The organism is uncultured Tateyamaria sp., assembly GCF_947503415.1.
In the GTDB taxonomy this organism is placed as follows: Bacteria; Pseudomonadota; Alphaproteobacteria; order Rhodobacterales; family Rhodobacteraceae; genus Tateyamaria.
In genome coordinates this window covers 330,848-345,882 of the sequence record NZ_CANNDS010000001.1, presented here as the reverse complement: position 1 = coordinate 345,882, position 15,035 = coordinate 330,848, and the positions used below count along the sequence as shown (strand labels likewise).

At 58.1% G+C, this 15,035-nt stretch carries 16 protein-coding genes; 12 read left to right on the top strand and 4 right to left on the bottom strand.

What is annotated here, in order from left to right:
* Positions 1-16: 16 nt before the first annotated feature.
* The 11 genes from Q1A32_RS01775 to Q1A32_RS01725 all read left to right on the top strand — a co-directional run bounded on the left by Q1A32_RS01775 (position 17) and on the right by Q1A32_RS01725 (position 9,266).
* A complete protein-coding gene (locus Q1A32_RS01775) occupies positions 17-676 on the top strand; it encodes a DUF1194 domain-containing protein (RefSeq protein WP_299648665.1) in 660 nt (219 codons plus the stop codon).
* A gap of 151 nt (positions 677-827) precedes the next feature.
* A complete protein-coding gene (gene sdhC / locus Q1A32_RS01770) occupies positions 828-1,211 on the top strand; it encodes a succinate dehydrogenase, cytochrome b556 subunit (RefSeq protein WP_299648662.1) in 384 nt (127 codons plus the stop codon).
* Between the two features lie 10 nt (positions 1,212-1,221).
* A complete protein-coding gene (gene sdhD / locus Q1A32_RS01765; protein ID WP_299610124.1) occupies positions 1,222-1,593 on the top strand; it encodes a succinate dehydrogenase, hydrophobic membrane anchor protein in 372 nt (123 codons plus the stop codon).
* A 14-nt stretch (positions 1,594-1,607) separates the two neighbouring features.
* Positions 1,608-3,413: a succinate dehydrogenase flavoprotein subunit gene (sdhA, locus tag Q1A32_RS01760; RefSeq protein WP_299648659.1), complete on the top strand. Its 1,806-nt coding sequence runs from the start codon at positions 1,608-1,610 to the stop codon at positions 3,411-3,413.
* Between the two features lie 45 nt (positions 3,414-3,458).
* Positions 3,459-4,280 (top strand): polysaccharide pyruvyl transferase family protein, encoded by an 822-nt coding sequence (locus Q1A32_RS01755; protein WP_299648656.1) that lies wholly within the window; start codon positions 3,459-3,461, stop codon positions 4,278-4,280.
* Positions 4,281-4,283: 3 nt separating this feature from the next.
* Positions 4,284-5,102: a hypothetical protein gene (locus Q1A32_RS01750; RefSeq protein ID WP_299648653.1), complete on the top strand. Its 819-nt coding sequence runs from the start codon at positions 4,284-4,286 to the stop codon at positions 5,100-5,102.
* Between the two features lie 142 nt (positions 5,103-5,244).
* A complete protein-coding gene (locus Q1A32_RS01745) occupies positions 5,245-6,075 on the top strand; it encodes a hypothetical protein (RefSeq protein WP_299648650.1) in 831 nt (276 codons plus the stop codon).
* Positions 6,072-6,401, top strand: coding sequence for a hypothetical protein (locus Q1A32_RS01740; protein ID WP_299648647.1), 330 nt, complete (start codon positions 6,072-6,074; stop codon positions 6,399-6,401). The genes Q1A32_RS01745 and Q1A32_RS01740 overlap by 4 nt, the downstream gene beginning before the upstream one ends.
* Positions 6,402-6,415: 14 nt before the next feature.
* On the top strand, positions 6,416-7,195 hold the full coding sequence (locus Q1A32_RS01735) for a succinate dehydrogenase iron-sulfur subunit (protein WP_299610135.1): 780 nt from the start codon (positions 6,416-6,418) through the stop codon (positions 7,193-7,195).
* Between the two features lie 361 nt (positions 7,196-7,556).
* Positions 7,557-8,255, top strand: a complete 699-nt coding sequence (locus tag Q1A32_RS01730; protein ID WP_299648644.1) for a hypothetical protein — start codon at positions 7,557-7,559, stop codon at positions 8,253-8,255.
* Between the two features lie 144 nt (positions 8,256-8,399).
* The gene (locus Q1A32_RS01725) at positions 8,400-9,266 is read left to right on the top strand and encodes a DUF1989 domain-containing protein (protein WP_299648641.1); all 867 of its coding nucleotides are present in this window, start codon (positions 8,400-8,402) and stop codon (positions 9,264-9,266) included.
* A gap of 141 nt (positions 9,267-9,407) precedes the next feature.
* On the opposite strand, the gene deoD is transcribed toward Q1A32_RS01725, so the two are convergent.
* From deoD to Q1A32_RS01705, 4 genes are all read right to left on the bottom strand, one after another.
* A complete protein-coding gene (deoD, locus tag Q1A32_RS01720) occupies positions 9,408-10,112 on the bottom strand; it encodes a purine-nucleoside phosphorylase (protein WP_299648638.1) in 705 nt (234 codons plus the stop codon).
* A 199-nt stretch (positions 10,113-10,311) separates the two neighbouring features.
* A complete protein-coding gene (locus Q1A32_RS01715; protein WP_299610144.1) occupies positions 10,312-10,632 on the bottom strand; it encodes an H-NS histone family protein in 321 nt (106 codons plus the stop codon).
* A gap of 478 nt (positions 10,633-11,110) precedes the next feature.
* Positions 11,111-13,081, bottom strand: a complete 1,971-nt coding sequence (locus tag Q1A32_RS01710) for a protein meaA (protein ID WP_299648635.1) — start codon at positions 13,079-13,081, stop codon at positions 11,111-11,113.
* A gap of 74 nt (positions 13,082-13,155) precedes the next feature.
* Complete coding sequence (locus Q1A32_RS01705) at positions 13,156-13,551, bottom strand: hypothetical protein (protein WP_299648632.1); 396 nt, start codon at positions 13,549-13,551, stop codon at positions 13,156-13,158.
* An 82-nt stretch (positions 13,552-13,633) separates the two neighbouring features.
* Here Q1A32_RS01705 and Q1A32_RS01700 point away from each other — a divergent pair, with 82 nt between their 5' ends.
* A complete protein-coding gene (locus Q1A32_RS01700) occupies positions 13,634-15,022 on the top strand; it encodes a 1-acyl-sn-glycerol-3-phosphate acyltransferase (protein ID WP_299648629.1) in 1,389 nt (462 codons plus the stop codon).
* Positions 15,023-15,035: the final 13 nt, after the last annotated feature.

The following is a 15,035-nucleotide window of genomic DNA, read 5'->3' as shown; positions in this document are numbered from 1 at the left end:
CGCTAGGGTCCCGTGTATGATCCGCCTTCTGACTGCATTTCTGCTTTTGACAACGCCGGCGCGGGCCTGTGATCTGGCGCTGTTGCTGGCTGTGGATGTGTCGGGATCCGTCGATACAAAAGAGTATCGCATCCAGATGGACGGGCTTGCCTATGCCCTGCGTGACGGGATCGTGGCGGATGCGTTGATCGAGCAGCGTGCCGAAGTGGCACTGGTGCAATGGACAGGATCATCGCGGCAGCGGCAAACCATCCCCTGGACCCGCATCGACACCTACGACGATGTGCTGGCCCTTGCGGACAAGGTCGAAGCCGACGCGCGCGTGTGGCGTAACTACTCGACTGCCATCGGGGAGGCTTTGTCCGTGTCCCTCTCTGCCTTTGCATCGATGGATCACTGTTTGCGCAAGGTGATCGACGTGTCGGGGGACGGCGTTTCCAATGAAGGCGTTGAACCGGCCACCCTCCGCAGCAGCCTGAATGCGGAGAATATCACCGTGAACGCCATCGCGATTGAGACCGACAAGACGGACCTGACCGCCTATTTCTTTGAAAACCTGATCACAGGACCGGGGGCGTTTGTCATGACGGCACAGGGATTCGAGGATTACCCCGAACAAATCAAACGCAAACTGCAGCGCGAGACCACAAGGCAGCTAACTTATTCTGCAGAATGACTGAACTTGTGATCACACGCATTTGGCCCGTGATCACGTTTGAGCAAAATCCTGCAAATGCGCCAAAAAACCGCGGCTTTTCTGAAAGCCTCGCAGGTGACTCGGGCGTAAAAAGAGGTATCAAGAGGCAACGGACCACAAAGGATGCACAATGGCTGACGTCAACCGGGGCAATCGCCCGCTTTCGCCGCACCTCGAGATATACCGCCCACAATTGACATCGATCACGTCGATCCTGACGCGGATCACCGGGAACGCGCTCCTTCTGTCGGCCCTTTTGATTGTGTGGTGGCTGCTGGCCGCTGCCACGTCCGAAGCGGCCTTTGCCCGTGCTGATGGGGTCCTGACCAGTGTTCTTGGCAACATCATCATGCTCTTGTCGCTTTGGGGGCTGTGGTATCACACGCTGGCCGGTGTGCGGCACCTGATCTGGGACAATGCGATCGGATTGGACCTGGACACAGCCGAAAAGATGGGTTGGGCCGTCATCATCGGTTCGGTCGTTCTGACCATCTTCACTGTCATCGTGATTTGAGGAGGCTGCCATGCGTTATCTGACCGACCGCAAACGTGCCGTGGGCATGGGCTCTGCCAAGACAGGCACGGCTCATTTCTGGGCCATGAAAGTCAGCTCGTTCGCGCTGCTGATCCTTATACCGCTCTTTGTCTTCACCTTTGGTCCGATGCTGGGGGCCAGCTATGCTGAGGTCACGGAGCATTTCGCACGTCCGTTCCCGGCCATCGTGGCCGCGCTGACCATCGTCGTCACTTTCATGCATTTCAAGGACGGTGTTCAGGTGCTGATCGAGGACTATGTGCACGGAACAATGCAGAAGGTGCTCATCCTTGTGATGATCTGCCTGAGTTATGCCGCCGCCGCGACGGGCTTGTTTGCCATCGCGCGCCTGGCGCTTTGAAATAGGAGGCCGACATGGCTGCTTACGATTACGAGACGCACGAATATGACGTTGTGGTTGTCGGTGCTGGCGGTGCCGGACTGCGCGCCACTTTGGGCATGGCCGAACAGGGTCTGCGCACCGCTTGCGTGACCAAGGTCTTCCCGACCCGTTCGCACACCGTCGCGGCCCAAGGTGGCATCGCGGCGTCGCTGTCCAACATGGGGCCCGACAACTGGCAGTGGCACATGTACGACACGGTCAAGGGCTCCGACTGGCTGGGTGATACGGACGCGATGGAATACCTCGCCCGCGAAGCGCCCAAGGCTGTGTACGAGCTGGAACATTACGGCGTACCGTTCTCGCGCACCGAAGAGGGCAAGATCTACCAGCGCCCCTTTGGCGGCCACACCACCGAATTTGGCGAAGGCCCCCCGGTGCAGCGCACCTGTGCTGCCGCCGACCGGACCGGCCACGCGATCCTGCACACGCTTTATGGGCAAAGCCTCAAGAACAACGCGGAATTCTACATCGAATACTTCGCCATCGACCTGATCATGTCCGACGACGGCGTGTGTCAGGGCGTGCTGTGCTGGAAACTCGATGACGGAACCATGCACCTCTTCAGCGCCAAGATGGTTGTGCTGGCGACGGGCGGCTATGGTCGCGCATATTTCTCGGCCACTTCGGCACACACCTGCACCGGTGACGGCGGCGGCATGACGGCGCGGGCGGGCCTGCCCCTGCAAGACATGGAGTTCGTGCAGTTCCACCCCACCGGCATCTATGGCTCGGGCTGCCTGATCACCGAAGGCGCGCGGGGCGAGGGCGGCTACCTCACCAATTCCGAAGGCGAGCGGTTCATGGAACGCTACGCGCCAACCTACAAGGACCTCGCCAGCCGTGACGTGGTCAGCCGCTGCATGACCATGGAAATCCGCGAAGGGCGCGGCGTTGGCACGGACGGCGACCACATTCACCTGCACCTCAACCACCTGCCGCCCGAAACGCTGGCAGAACGGCTGCCGGGCATCTCGGAAAGCGCGCGCATCTTTGCGGGCGTGGACCTGACGAAGGAACCGATCCCGGTGCTTCCCACCGTGCACTACAATATGGGCGGCATTCCCACGAACTATTGGGGCGAAGTGCTGGCGCCGACCGCCGACAATCCCGACAACGTCTCACCCGGCCTGATGGCCGTGGGCGAAGCGGGCTGTGCATCGGTTCACGGGGCGAACCGTCTGGGCTCCAACTCGCTCATCGACCTTGTCGTGTTTGGCCGCGCCGCCGCCATCCGCGCCAAGGATGTCGTGGACGCAGCCGCACCTGTGCCCACGCCCAGCAAACGGTCGATTGAGGCTGCGTTCAGCCGTTTCGACGGTCTGCGCTATGCCAAGGGCCATGTGCCCACGGCCGAACTGCGCCTTGAGATGCAGCGCACCATGCAGGCCGACGCCGCCGTGTTCCGCACGGACAAGACACTGGCCGAGGGCGAAGAGAAGATGAAAGGCGTGGCTGGCAAGCTCGACGACCTGCAAGTGACCGACACGTCGCTCGTCTGGAACTCCGACTTGATGGAGACGCTGGAACTCACCAACCTCATGCCCAACGCGGTGGCCACAATCACGGCAGCGGCAGCGCGCAAGGAAAGCCGCGGCGCCCACGCGCACGAGGATTATCCCGACCGCGATGACGAGAACTGGCGCAAGCACTCCCTCATCTGGTTCAAGGGCAACGAGGCGTCGCTCGGCTTCCGCGGTGTCCACCTGCAACCGCTCACCAGCCACAATGACGGCGGCATCGATCTGAAGAAAATTGCGCCCAAAGCGCGGGTGTATTGACACTCAGATGTCACGATTTCGCGACGTAAGAGCTTAGGGCAGGCCATGTCACTTCGGAATGAACAGTGCTTCCAAGAGCTTGCCGATGGGCTGAAAGAATTGGCTCAAGGCAAGCCGATGGTGGAGATACTGAATTCCGGCAACTGGGGGGATGCGCTCATCCTTGCCGGCCAAGAAAGATTTTTTGCGGATGTTGGCATCGAAGTGGAGCGCATTCGGGTCCAAAAGTTGAGTAAAACCAAGCGCAGCAAAGAGTTGTTCCGTCGCTACATCAAGAAGCGTCGCGCGATCTTTACCGGGTCAGGGGCGCTTCGAAAACACTACAAAAGACCGGAGCAGTTTCAGGACGCAGCACGTCAATTCGAACACGTCTTGGTAATGCCTTCATCGTATGAATTTGCCATTGATCATGACCCAAAACACATGACTTTTTGGCGCCGGGACAACCTCGAAAGCGTTGCGTCTATGCCTGATGCCCGGTTTTGCCATGACCTTGCCTTCTATCTCCAGCCCGCTGCTCGTGAAGTGACACAAGAATTTGGGTTCTTTTTTCGCGAGGATGTCGAGCGCGCCAGTTTTGACGTGCCTGAAGGTAATGTTGATATCAGCGCTGAGCAAACCCACGCTTTCGACATAGAGCCGTTCTTTGATCGAGTTGGCGCTTGCAAGATTGTGCACACCAACCGCCTGCATGTAGGCATCGCAGCGACATTGCTGGGACGAGAGGTGCACCTTTACCCAAGCGTCAACACAAAGCTCGAATCCATATATCAAGCGTCGATGCGCCCCTTTTTCGACAACGTTGTTTACCACGACGCGCCCTCCACAGAGCTATACGCACTTGCACAAAAGATGGCCGAGGCGTGAATGATGAATAGAGATAAGGTCAGTCACGCCAACTCATCGCCGACATATGTTATTGGCAGCGGTTGGTGGTGTTCGGACGAAGCTGATACGCAAATAAATCCAAAGCGTAAAAAACTGGGCTCAGATGAGCAGCGCAAGGTCGAATTCTTCCAGATCTGGCTGAACAACATACAAAATTACACGTCGCCAGCGTCGATTGTTGTCGTGGACTCCGCTTCACCGATCAAGCCGGACGCTGAGTTGCGTGCGCAAACGGCTTGGATCGAACTGCCTTTCAATGCCCGCCATGCAACTGACCATATCGGTCAATGGAGTGGATGGGTGCGTTCGGTTTTGATGTCCGGTCAATATGCTCTGACGACTGAGGCTGACTATTTTGTGTATGTGGAACAGGATTGCCTGCTCAAAGGTGAACGCATAATCGAACGTTGCCTTGAAAAGATGACAACTGGATTGATGTTCGGCGCGGGAGAGGGAACTCCGCAACCTTTGCAGCAGTCCTTCTTCATAGTGGACCGCGCGCGCTTGAGCGCCTTTATGAAAAACCTCAGCGATATCCAGGCACCCGATAGCGAGATGTCGCCGGAATGGAAATTTGTCTTTGCAACGTGGCGACCTCTTGTTCTGTGCGCTAACCTGGGCCTGCTGAAGCGCAAAAAGAACCGTGCGCGTGTGGCGCGAATGGCGCAGCGTTTCTTTTTCGATGAATTACCGATGGCTGGAGGCCGTACTCGCCCGGTGCCGTTCGATGCAAAGCACTACTATTTCCAGCACGGTTCAAAAGATGAGATTGCGCGGCATCTCGAGGCAACTCGCGGATGAAAGCCTTGTCCCCAACAGCTTTTGGAAACTGTAAACGGCGCCAGTCTGAACTCTGGTTAAGACATCGTCGTGTCTTGTCGATATGCTGTGCGCTCAGGGTGACTTCGAAACCAAACCAGCACGCTCGACAAAGAGGTGGGACATGATTGGTCAAACCATGCCAGAACTTCACGCGTCGTTTGCCCCCGGGCAGGTGTTGCGCGTCTATGGCATGCGGCGCTCGGGCAATCACGCGCTGATCAATTGGATCATGCGGAACTCTGATCATGGGCGGGGGCTGTTTCTCAACGACTGCCGCCACGGGGCGGATCCCGTCGCCACGTCCAAACGTGTATCGGTATTCGAAGACGGGACCGAAGTGGATATCACCGGGCGTTATCAAAAGCTGCGGCATGCCGGAACGCAGCCCTTCACGGTGATCTCCTACGAAGACCGGATGCCGCCAGTGGCGCCAAAGCCGCTCTATGCGGCACCTGAAATGCTGGTGATCATCTACCGCAGTTTCCTGCATTGGGCGGCGTCACTGCTGCGCAAGATACAAGGCAATGAGGGCTACGGCCCGCTGGATCGCAACCGCATCATGGGCCGCGCGCTCAGCACCTATGCCGATATGCTGAACCGGGTGCAGAACGCAGATGTCGTGCCGCTGTGTTACGATGATTGGACCGCAGACGAGAACTATCGCCTGGGCGCGCTGAAACGCCTCGACCTGCCCGGCACTGATTTGGGCCTTGGTCCTGTACAACGCTACGGCGGTGGATCGTCCTTCCAGACCGATGCGGCGGCGGCGACCGACCTGCGCACCGACGGCCGCAGTGCCGAGATGGCGCAGGACCACGAATACCAGATGCTGCTGTGGACGGCCGCGCGGGACACGGATTTCATGGACCGGCTCAAGGTCATCTTCCCCGCGGATGCCAAGCGGCTCGAAACGCTGCGCGACACCGCAACAGCACAGGTGGTCCTGCCATGATCCGCGCAACAGCCCTTGTCGCCCTGCTGACACTCACCGCCTGTGACGAGGCCACTCAAGCCGTGGATGATGTCGCCCGCCGCAGCGCCAAGGCTGCCGTCTCCGAAACGATTGTCACCCGCTTTCCGGCGGTGCCGGAACAGGCCGTCACCCCGTTCACCGATTGCGTGATCGACAACGCGTCAGCCCGCGAGATTGGCGAATTTGCCAAGGATGCCGTCATCGGCGTCTCCGAAACAACCGTCGCTCTGGTGCGTTCCGTGCTTGAGCGACCAGACACTCAACAGTGCGTCGTCCGGGCAGGTCTTTCTGCCCTGACCGCTTAAAAGGAGCACCAAAAATGGTTCAACTGAGGCTTCCCAAAAACTCCCGCATGACGACGGGCAAGACGTGGCCCAAACCTGAAGGCGCCACAAACCTGCGCAAGTTCCAGATTTACCGCTGGAACCCCGATGACGGCAAAAACCCGTCGGTCGACACCTATTTCGTGGACCTCGACGATTGCGGGCCGATGATGCTGGACGCGCTGATCTACATCAAGAACAAGATCGACCCGACGCTCACCTTCCGCCGCTCCTGCCGCGAGGGGATTTGCGGGTCCTGCGCGATGAACATCGATGGCATCAACACGCTGGCCTGCATCTACGGCATGGACGAGGTGAAGGGCGACGTCAAAGTCTACCCGCTGCCGCACATGCCGGTGGTCAAGGACCTGATCCCCGACCTCACACACTTCTATGCCCAGCACGCATCGATCATGCCGTGGTTGGAGACCAAGACAAACCGCCCCGCGAAAGAGTGGAAACAGTCCATCGAAGATCGTAAGAAGCTCGACGGCTTGTATGAATGCGTGATGTGCGCGTCGTGCTCGACGTCCTGCCCCAGCTACTGGTGGAACGGCGACCGCTACCTAGGGCCTGCGGCCCTGCTGCACGCCTACCGCTGGATCATCGACAGCCGGGACGAGGCCACTGGCGAACGGCTCGACGATCTCGAAGATCCGTTCAAACTGTATCGCTGCCACACGATCATGAACTGCGCCAAGACATGCCCAAAGGGCCTGAATCCGGCAGAGGCGATTGCCAACATCAAGAAGATGATGGTCGAACGCACGGTCTGACGGCGGTGGATACCTCAAAAAGGGCTTTGCTGCGGCTGCGCCTTTTTGGTGTGAACGCCTTGAGATTGAGGTCACGGTGGCATGGGTTGTTGGACACTCACTGTCCAACAACCAAATTGCGGTTGTGCGCGACACGCTTGAATACTCAAGTCACCCAAGTGTAGCGTCGGAACAGTAATAGAACGGCATCTGGATCCGAGGCCAAAGCCATCTCATCGCCGCACTGCTCGACATTCAGCCGAATGGTTCAATCCAAGTCGACCTGCATGCCAAGGCCCGACAAAGTGAAAATGTATACATGTCCCCACATGCACAAAAATTTATAGTCCTGTCCCATGGCCGGGCCGGAACGAATTTCCTGATGAACAATCTGGCTGCGGCACCCAAAACCAGAATTCGATTTGAGCCCTTCCACATCTCTGAAGAAAAACGGGCGCAGGTTGATGGAAAGAGGTGGAAAACGGGCACCAGCTCTGCCCAGTTTCTGAATGATCATATCTTCTCTACCGAAGGTGATGTCGATACGGTTGGCAGCAAACTGTTCTTCTTTCACTGCCGCGAGGATGCCAGATCGGCGGATATCTGGCAGCATCTGAAAGACCGCAAAGATATCAAGGTGGTTTTCCTGAATCGACGCAATCTGCTCGACCGACACTTTAGCGATCTTCGGGCCCAAAAGTCTGGTATCTGGCATCCGAAGACAGGCTCGGATTGGTCGGCCGACTATGCGGAAGCGGTCGAAATCAAGGTCAACATTCCACGGATGATGAATCAGTTAAACAGCCTCTACGCAACGCTTCACAACGTGAAACGGGACTTCAAGGATCACGACGTTCTCAACGTGACATATGAAAATCTCGCACCCAGAAGTGAGATTATCCTTTCGAAAGTAAAAGCGTTTCTGAGCATCGAAGACACGGGCATGCAGTCTCCGTTCAGAAGCGGGACGCTGACCAGCGAGACGCTACGCATTCTGAACAAAAAGGAGATCGTCGATCGGTTGCGGGCGTCGGTGTTCTCCCGGTATTTGGACACAAGCGCCGTCCTGCGAGAGCACTGATTGGCCGGACCCTTCGCGCCTGCGCCGCGAGTGCAATTGCCGTCCATCTCTCTGCCTCCCTAAGAATGTAGCTGATGGGATTACGATCTTGCGCTCAGCGGCGGAAATGCTCTGAATGGCGCAAATGCGATCCAAGGATAAGCCATGCCAATACCCCAAGACGCTGACGCCCGCAGGGCTGTCGCTCCAGTCATTTGCTATCCAACCGACACGCTGCCACAGCCCGATATGGCGCTCTATGCGCGTGCCCGAAAAGACATGACCAAGGTATCCGAAACCCTCGCTCCACCGCGCGAGGCTGCCTGTTTCGAGGTACCTGCCGGTCACATCTTTCGCATCTCGTCGGTCGAAGGTCCGCAAGTTGGTGACCTGAACCTCTGGAACGCAAACGACCTCTCCGAACGCTTCTATTCAGGCAAGACCCGCGCCCTGCACGGCACGCACATCACCACCGGCGAACGGATGTGGAGCAGTTTTCCCACCCTGCGCCCCATGGCCACCGTGATCCACGACACGTTGGGTTGGTACGGGATCGACGAATATGGCGGCTCGGTGCATGACGTGATTGGCACGCGGTGTGATCCCTATACGGGCAACCTGCTGCAGGGCGGCCACTACCACCACTGCTGCCATTCGAACCTGACGCGCGCGCTGTCCGATCACGCCGGCCTGTCCATGGCCGAGGCCGAAGGCCATGTGCACGACGTCCTCAATGTCTTCATGTGCACCGGCTTCACCCGCGACACCGGTCAGTATTTCATGAAGGCGTCGCCCGTCCGTCCCGGCGACCACATCGATTTTCTGGCAGAGATCGACCTTTTGGGCGCGCTCAGCGCTTGTCCGGGCGGGGATTGCGGATCGGAACACACCTCCGACGTCGCCCAATGCCACCCGCTCAAGATCGAGGTGTTCGCACCCGCCCCCGGCGCGCTTGACGGCTGGCAACGCCCGTCCCCCAACGGCTATGACCGCAGCCACGGACGGGGTGACGGTGCCGACACGGATCGTTAACGCAGGGCGGCTAACCTGCTAACGAAACCTTACCCAACCGTGACGGTGGGGGTGCACAGGGGGTGTACGCATGGTGCACGTGGGGTGACACCCTGCTGCATGCCGCAAGTCACTGAAAGTAAAGGGTTTATGTGGGCGGCGTCAGGAAAACGCCGCTTCAAGCGCAATTTCCACCATATCCCCAAAGGTCTTCTCTCGGTCCTCGGACGGCAACGCCTCGCCCGTCTGTAAGTGATCGCTGACGGTCAGGACGGCCAGCGCCCGGCGCCCGTGCCGTGCCGCCAGGGTGTACAGCTCAGCGGCCTCCATCTCGACCCCCAGAATGCCGTGGCGAACCATCTGCTCGTCCAGATCCGCCCGCTCGGCATAGAACACATCCGACGAATAAATGCCGCCCACATGGGTCGTGCTGCCCTTGGTCTCCGCCGCCTTCACAGCTGCCGCCAGCAGTCCATAATCGGCACACGGGGCGTAATTCAATTCTTTGAAAATCCCTGACGAAGGTGATGTGATCGTGCTTGCCGTCATGGCGATGATGACGTCTCTGATGCCCACCCGGGCCTGCATTCCGCCGCATGACCCAATGCGGATCAGGGTCTTGGCACCAAAGGTCGTGATCAATTCATTGGCGTAAATCGAAAGCGACGGCATGCCCATGCCTGATCCCTGGATGGTCACACGATGGCCACGCCAGGTCCCGGTGAACCCCAGCATTCCGCGCACCTCGTTGACCAGTTCGGCGCCGTCCAGAAAGGTCTCAGCCGCCCATTTCGCACGGTACGGATCGCCCGGCATCAATACGGTTTCAGCGATCTGGCCGGGCTCTGCACCAATATGAACGGTCATGGTCATGTCTTTCATCTGAGGAGGGTCGCCGTGGTACCGGCATTTGTGAAGCTGTAGAATAACCAGACGCGCATCGATGCGAAACACCCTGTCACAGCATGACGGCAGGAATCCCCTTTGGCGCCATCTTCGATATCTCAAAAGAAATGGGCCGCGCCTCCAACATCGGAAGCACGGCCCATTTCAAAACCGAAATCGTTCAGATTTCCATCTTTTCCGCTGGAGTGCCCGCGTCAACCGCTGCCTTGAACCAATTGGGCTGGCGTCCCTTGCCAGTCCATGTCTGGGTCGGATTGTCGGGGTTCATATACTTTGGTTCCGCGCTTGTCGCTTTCGCGCCGCGGCCACCTTTTTTGCCGGTCAGTTCGTCCAGAGAAAAACCAAACTGGGCTGCCGCTTTTTGTGCTGCCGCCAACGCGTCCTGTTTTTCTGTTTTCCGGCGCTGAACAATTGCTTCGTCCACATCAGAACGTAGCGCTTCCAGCTCCTTCCGGCTCATTTTGTCGAGTTTGATTGCCATCTTTTTTCCCGAGTTTCATTTAATGTGGTCATTCTATTCGGCGAAATTTGTGAAGAATCAATAGCCTGAGTGAACGTAATTGTGTCACCGGCGGGGAATTGCCCGCTATGCGCGTTTCTTTCGACTGGCAGTGGAAGTAGGCTTCATGATTTCCAGCGCAAGGGCTCAGATTTCCGGGAAGCAAGTGACGCGTCGTGTCAAAGGGACGTTGGACAGACATGTGCGTCGAAGAAAAATGCAGTCGAAACATCTGCCGAATTGATGCGATCGGCTATTACAGCAGAGCGGCCGTGATCCACCCGCCAAAGTTCCGGCACCGGCCCAGAAAAACGTATGCAAGCCGGTTCAACTGGTCGTAGCAGGGCTTAATGCGGATCAACAACGGGTGCAGTTACGTCCGGTTTTGACGCTCAAATTGGCTGAATACGGCAGCACCCACGCCCTGGGTCCGCCGATGGTTCGGAATTGGCCTGCAGTTCTATTCGGCAGCCACTGCCTGTGGATCAGCAAGTGTGACAATATCCAGCATGATCGTGTTCAATTCGAAATCCTTCGGCGTATAGACCCGAGAAACGCCCATGGCACGTAACCGTTCGGCATCATCGTCGGGTATGATCCCGCCGACAATCACGGGTACATGTCCCAAGCCCTCTGCATTCATACGCTGCATCAAATCCTCGACCAGAGGGATATGACTGCCCGACAGGATCGACAGCCCCACCACATGGGCATCATCATCGCGCGCGGCGGCCACAATTTCTTCGGGCGTCAGTCGAATGCCCTCGTAAGCGATCTCCATGCCGCAGTCCCGCGCGCGAACGGCAATCTGTTCGGCACCATTCGAATGACCGTCAAGGCCCGGTTTTCCCACCAGGAATTTCAAGCGGCGCCCCAGTCGGTCGCTGACCGCATCAACGGCGTCGCGCAGATCGTCCAGTCCCTCGGTCATGTTCGACCGGCCCGATGACACACCGGTGGGGCCACGGTATTCGCCATGCACGGCGCGCATCTGTGCGGCCCATTCGCCTGTGGTCACGCCGATTTTGGCGCAGGCGATGGAGGCTGGCATGACATTCTGGCCCGCCGCTGCAGCAGCGCGCAGATCGGCGAGGGACGCTTGCACCAATGTATCGTCCCGCTCGGTCCGCCATGCGTTCAGGCGGTCAATCTGTTCCTGCTCCACCGCAGGGTCGACAACCATGATCCCACCGTCACCGGTCATCAAAGGCGACGGCTCGCCCGCCTGATATTTGTTCACACCGACAACAACCGTTTCGCCCTTTTCAATACGGTTCAGGCGTTCCGCATTCGATTGCACCAATTGGGCTTTCATGTAGTCGATGGCCGCAATTGCCCCGCCCATCGCATCGAGGTTTTCCAACTCGTGACGCGCCCCGGCTTTCAGGTCTTCAACCTTGGCATCCACCGCTGGGTTGCCGTCAAAGAGGTCGTCATATTCCAGAAGGTCGGTTTCAAACGCCATGATCTGCTGCATCCGCATCGACCATTGCTGATCCCAAGGGCGGGGCAGACCAAGCGCTTCGTTCCACGCCGGCAATTGCACAGCGCGCGCACGGGCCTTTTTCGACAGCGTCACCGCCAGCATTTCAATGAGAATACGGTAGACATTGTTTTCGGGTTGCTGTTCCGTCAGCCCCAGGGAATTGACCTGAACACCATAGCGGAAGCGGCGGTATTTCGGATCGGTTACGCCATACCGCTTCTCGCAAATCTCGTCCCACAGATCGACAAAGGCGCGCATCTTGCACATCTCGGTCACGAACCGGATACCTGCGTTGACAAAGAATGAAATGCGCCCCACCAGCGCCGGGAAATCCGCGGGATCAATACGCGGTTTCAATTCGTCCAGAACGGCGGTGGCGGTGGCCAGCGCAAACGCCAATTCCTGTTCCGGTGTCGCGCCCGCCTCTTGCAAATGATAGGAACACACGTTCATCGGGTTCCATTTCGGCACGTGGGTATAGCAATACTCGGCCACATCCGCGATCATCTTCAGCGACGGTTTCGGTGGGCAGATATAGGTGCCCCGGCTTAGGTATTCCTTGATCAGATCGTTCTGCACCGTGCCCTGCAGTTTCGATACATCCGCACCCTGTTCTTCGGCGACGGCGATATACAACGACAAAAGCCACGGGGCCGTCGCGTTGATTGTCATCGAGGTATTCATCTTTTCTAAAGGAATATCTGAGAAAAGCGTGCGCATATCTCCCAGATGCGCGACGGGCACGCCGACCTTGCCAACCTCGCCGCGTGCCAGAACGTGGTCACTGTCATAGCCGGTTTGAGTGGGCAGATCGAAAGCCACCGAAAGCCCGGTCTGTCCCTTTGCTAGGTTCGACCGGTAAAGCGCATTTGACGCTGCCGCCGTCGAATGACCTGCATAGGTGCGGATCAACCAGGGGCGGTCTTTCTGTACAGGCTGCGACATGGCGGTGTCTCCCGTGAATCGGCTGGGTAACAAAATTTCGTTCGAGAAGAGGTATAGGTAATTTTGTGGCGCAGTCAATCCGCTGCGTTGCGGCATTTTCTGCGCTGCGGCCAGATCGCCACCACAAACATTAACCAGCCCAAAACACCGGCCGAATGCGCCGATAGTGTCACGGGACCGGTGAATGTCAGCAGGGCCAAAATCTCTTCTGGCGGGGGCGGCGCCTTGATCACCGATTGCGCGGGCAAGCCATCAAAGATCATGCGGTAATAGGTGTAGTAGCCTTGCGGCGACGCCCAGACAAAGGTGATGAAGGCCACAATCCATACCGGCACGCGGATGATCAGCGGGCGGCGTTGTACCAAAAGCCATGTGAACCCAAGGGCGATGGCGGCCAACAGCAAGGATACGAAGCCCAGGCCGATCTGACCCCACATGGTCAGGGTATAGAATGAATCTCCGTCATACATGGGCGCACTTTCCACGCAGGACAGGGGAAAGGCCACCCCATTTCCCTTGCCCCCGCCCCATACGCCTGCAAGTGTTCCCGCGATGATGACAACCGTAGAACTCCCCCTTTGGCTGTTTGTGCTGATCGTGCTGTTCGCGGCTGTGACCTTTGCTTCGCACTTTCTGTTCCCGTCCGTACGTTGGTTTTTCCGGCGACGTCTGGAGCGCGCGGTGGCGCGGCTGAACAAGCGGCTGACGCGGCCCATTGAGCCGTTCAAGCTGGCCCGGCGGTACGACATGATCCAACGTTTGATCTATGATCCCGAAGTGACCGAAGCGATCGTGCAGCACGCCACCGAGAATGACGTGCCCGAGAACGTGGCCTTTGAACAGGCGCGCCGCTATGCCCGCGAGATTGTGCCCAGCTTTTCGGCCTTCGCCTATTTCAGCTTTGGCGCGCGCGTGTCGCGGTGGCTGGCGACGGCGCTTTATGATGTGCGCACAGGGTTGAACAACGACCAGCAAGTTCAAAGCGCGGACCCCAATGCGACCGTGGTCTTCGTCATGAACCACCGCAGCAACATGGACTATGTGCTTGTCACCTATCTGGCCGCACAGGCATCCGCGCTCAGCTATGCGGTGGGCGAATGGGCGCGGGTGTGGCCATTGTCGCGGCTGATCAAATCCATGGGTGCCTATTTCATCCGGCGCAGATCCCGCGGGCAGCTCTATCGCAAGGTGCTGGCCCGGTACGTCCAGATGGCAACAGAGAATGGCGTGACCCAGGCCATCTTTCCTGAAGGCGGGCTAAGCGTGAACGGCAGGTTGATGCCGCTCAAAATGGGTCTCTTGTCCTATGTCGTGGACGGTTTCGATCCGAACAAACGCGATGTCGTCTTTGTGCCCGTGGCTATCAATTACGACCGCGTGCTCGAGGATCGGGTGTTGATCGCCGCTGACAAACGAGGCGACCGCCGCTTTGGCGTTAGCATCACCGTGGTCATGGTCGAGATACTGAGGCTTTTGGGTCAATGGATCACCCGGCGCTATCGCAAGTTCGGCACCGCTTCGGTGGTATTCGGGCCGCCCGTGTCGCTGGCAGCCTTGGGCACGGATCATCATCTTGACAGCCTGGCCAGCACTCTGCGCGACCGGATTCAAGATGTGATGCCTGTTCCGTTCGTACCTTTGTTGTCGCGTTTGTTTCTGCAAACGGATGCACCGATACCAGACGCGAACCTGAGCCACCGCGTCAAAGCAGCAATGCCATCCGACCGGGGAACACGCCCACCGCTTGTGGCCGAAGAACTGAATGAACGGATACAGCGCGCCCTGCACGACATGGAGCGGCGTGGAATGGTGCGTCAGGAAGAAAATGGCTGGGTCATGGAAAAGGCGGAGCAGGACCTGTTCAGGTTTTATGCCAACTCCATTGACGATTTGTACCCTGACAGCATCACCCCGAGTGATGCTGCACGCGCAAAGTCATAAAATTACAAAAACC

Bases quoted from the DNA above. Each gene is read 5' to 3' on its own strand.
- Q1A32_RS01775 (WP_299648665.1), top strand. From the start codon at position 17: ATGATCCGCCTTCTGACTGCATTTCTGCTTTTGACAACGCCGGCGCGG.
- sdhC (WP_299648662.1), top strand. From the start codon at position 828: ATGGCTGACGTCAACCGGGGCAATCGCCCGCTTTCGCCGCACCTCGAG.
- sdhD (WP_299610124.1), top strand. From the start codon at position 1,222: ATGCGTTATCTGACCGACCGCAAACGTGCCGTGGGCATGGGCTCTGCC.
- sdhA (WP_299648659.1), top strand. From the start codon at position 1,608: ATGGCTGCTTACGATTACGAGACGCACGAATATGACGTTGTGGTTGTC.
- Q1A32_RS01755 (WP_299648656.1), top strand. From the start codon at position 3,459: ATGTCACTTCGGAATGAACAGTGCTTCCAAGAGCTTGCCGATGGGCTG.
- Q1A32_RS01750 (WP_299648653.1), top strand. From the start codon at position 4,284: ATGAATAGAGATAAGGTCAGTCACGCCAACTCATCGCCGACATATGTT.
- Q1A32_RS01745 (WP_299648650.1), top strand. From the start codon at position 5,245: ATGATTGGTCAAACCATGCCAGAACTTCACGCGTCGTTTGCCCCCGGG.
- Q1A32_RS01740 (WP_299648647.1), top strand. From the start codon at position 6,072: ATGATCCGCGCAACAGCCCTTGTCGCCCTGCTGACACTCACCGCCTGT.
- Q1A32_RS01735 (WP_299610135.1), top strand. From the start codon at position 6,416: ATGGTTCAACTGAGGCTTCCCAAAAACTCCCGCATGACGACGGGCAAG.
- Q1A32_RS01730 (WP_299648644.1), top strand. From the start codon at position 7,557: ATGAACAATCTGGCTGCGGCACCCAAAACCAGAATTCGATTTGAGCCC.
- Q1A32_RS01725 (WP_299648641.1), top strand. From the start codon at position 8,400: ATGCCAATACCCCAAGACGCTGACGCCCGCAGGGCTGTCGCTCCAGTC.
- deoD (WP_299648638.1), bottom strand. From the start codon at position 10,112: ATGACCGTTCATATTGGTGCAGAGCCCGGCCAGATCGCTGAAACCGTA.
- Q1A32_RS01715 (WP_299610144.1), bottom strand. From the start codon at position 10,632: ATGGCAATCAAACTCGACAAAATGAGCCGGAAGGAGCTGGAAGCGCTA.
- Q1A32_RS01710 (WP_299648635.1), bottom strand. From the start codon at position 13,081: ATGTCGCAGCCTGTACAGAAAGACCGCCCCTGGTTGATCCGCACCTAT.
- Q1A32_RS01705 (WP_299648632.1), bottom strand. From the start codon at position 13,551: ATGTATGACGGAGATTCATTCTATACCCTGACCATGTGGGGTCAGATC.
- Q1A32_RS01700 (WP_299648629.1), top strand. From the start codon at position 13,634: ATGATGACAACCGTAGAACTCCCCCTTTGGCTGTTTGTGCTGATCGTG.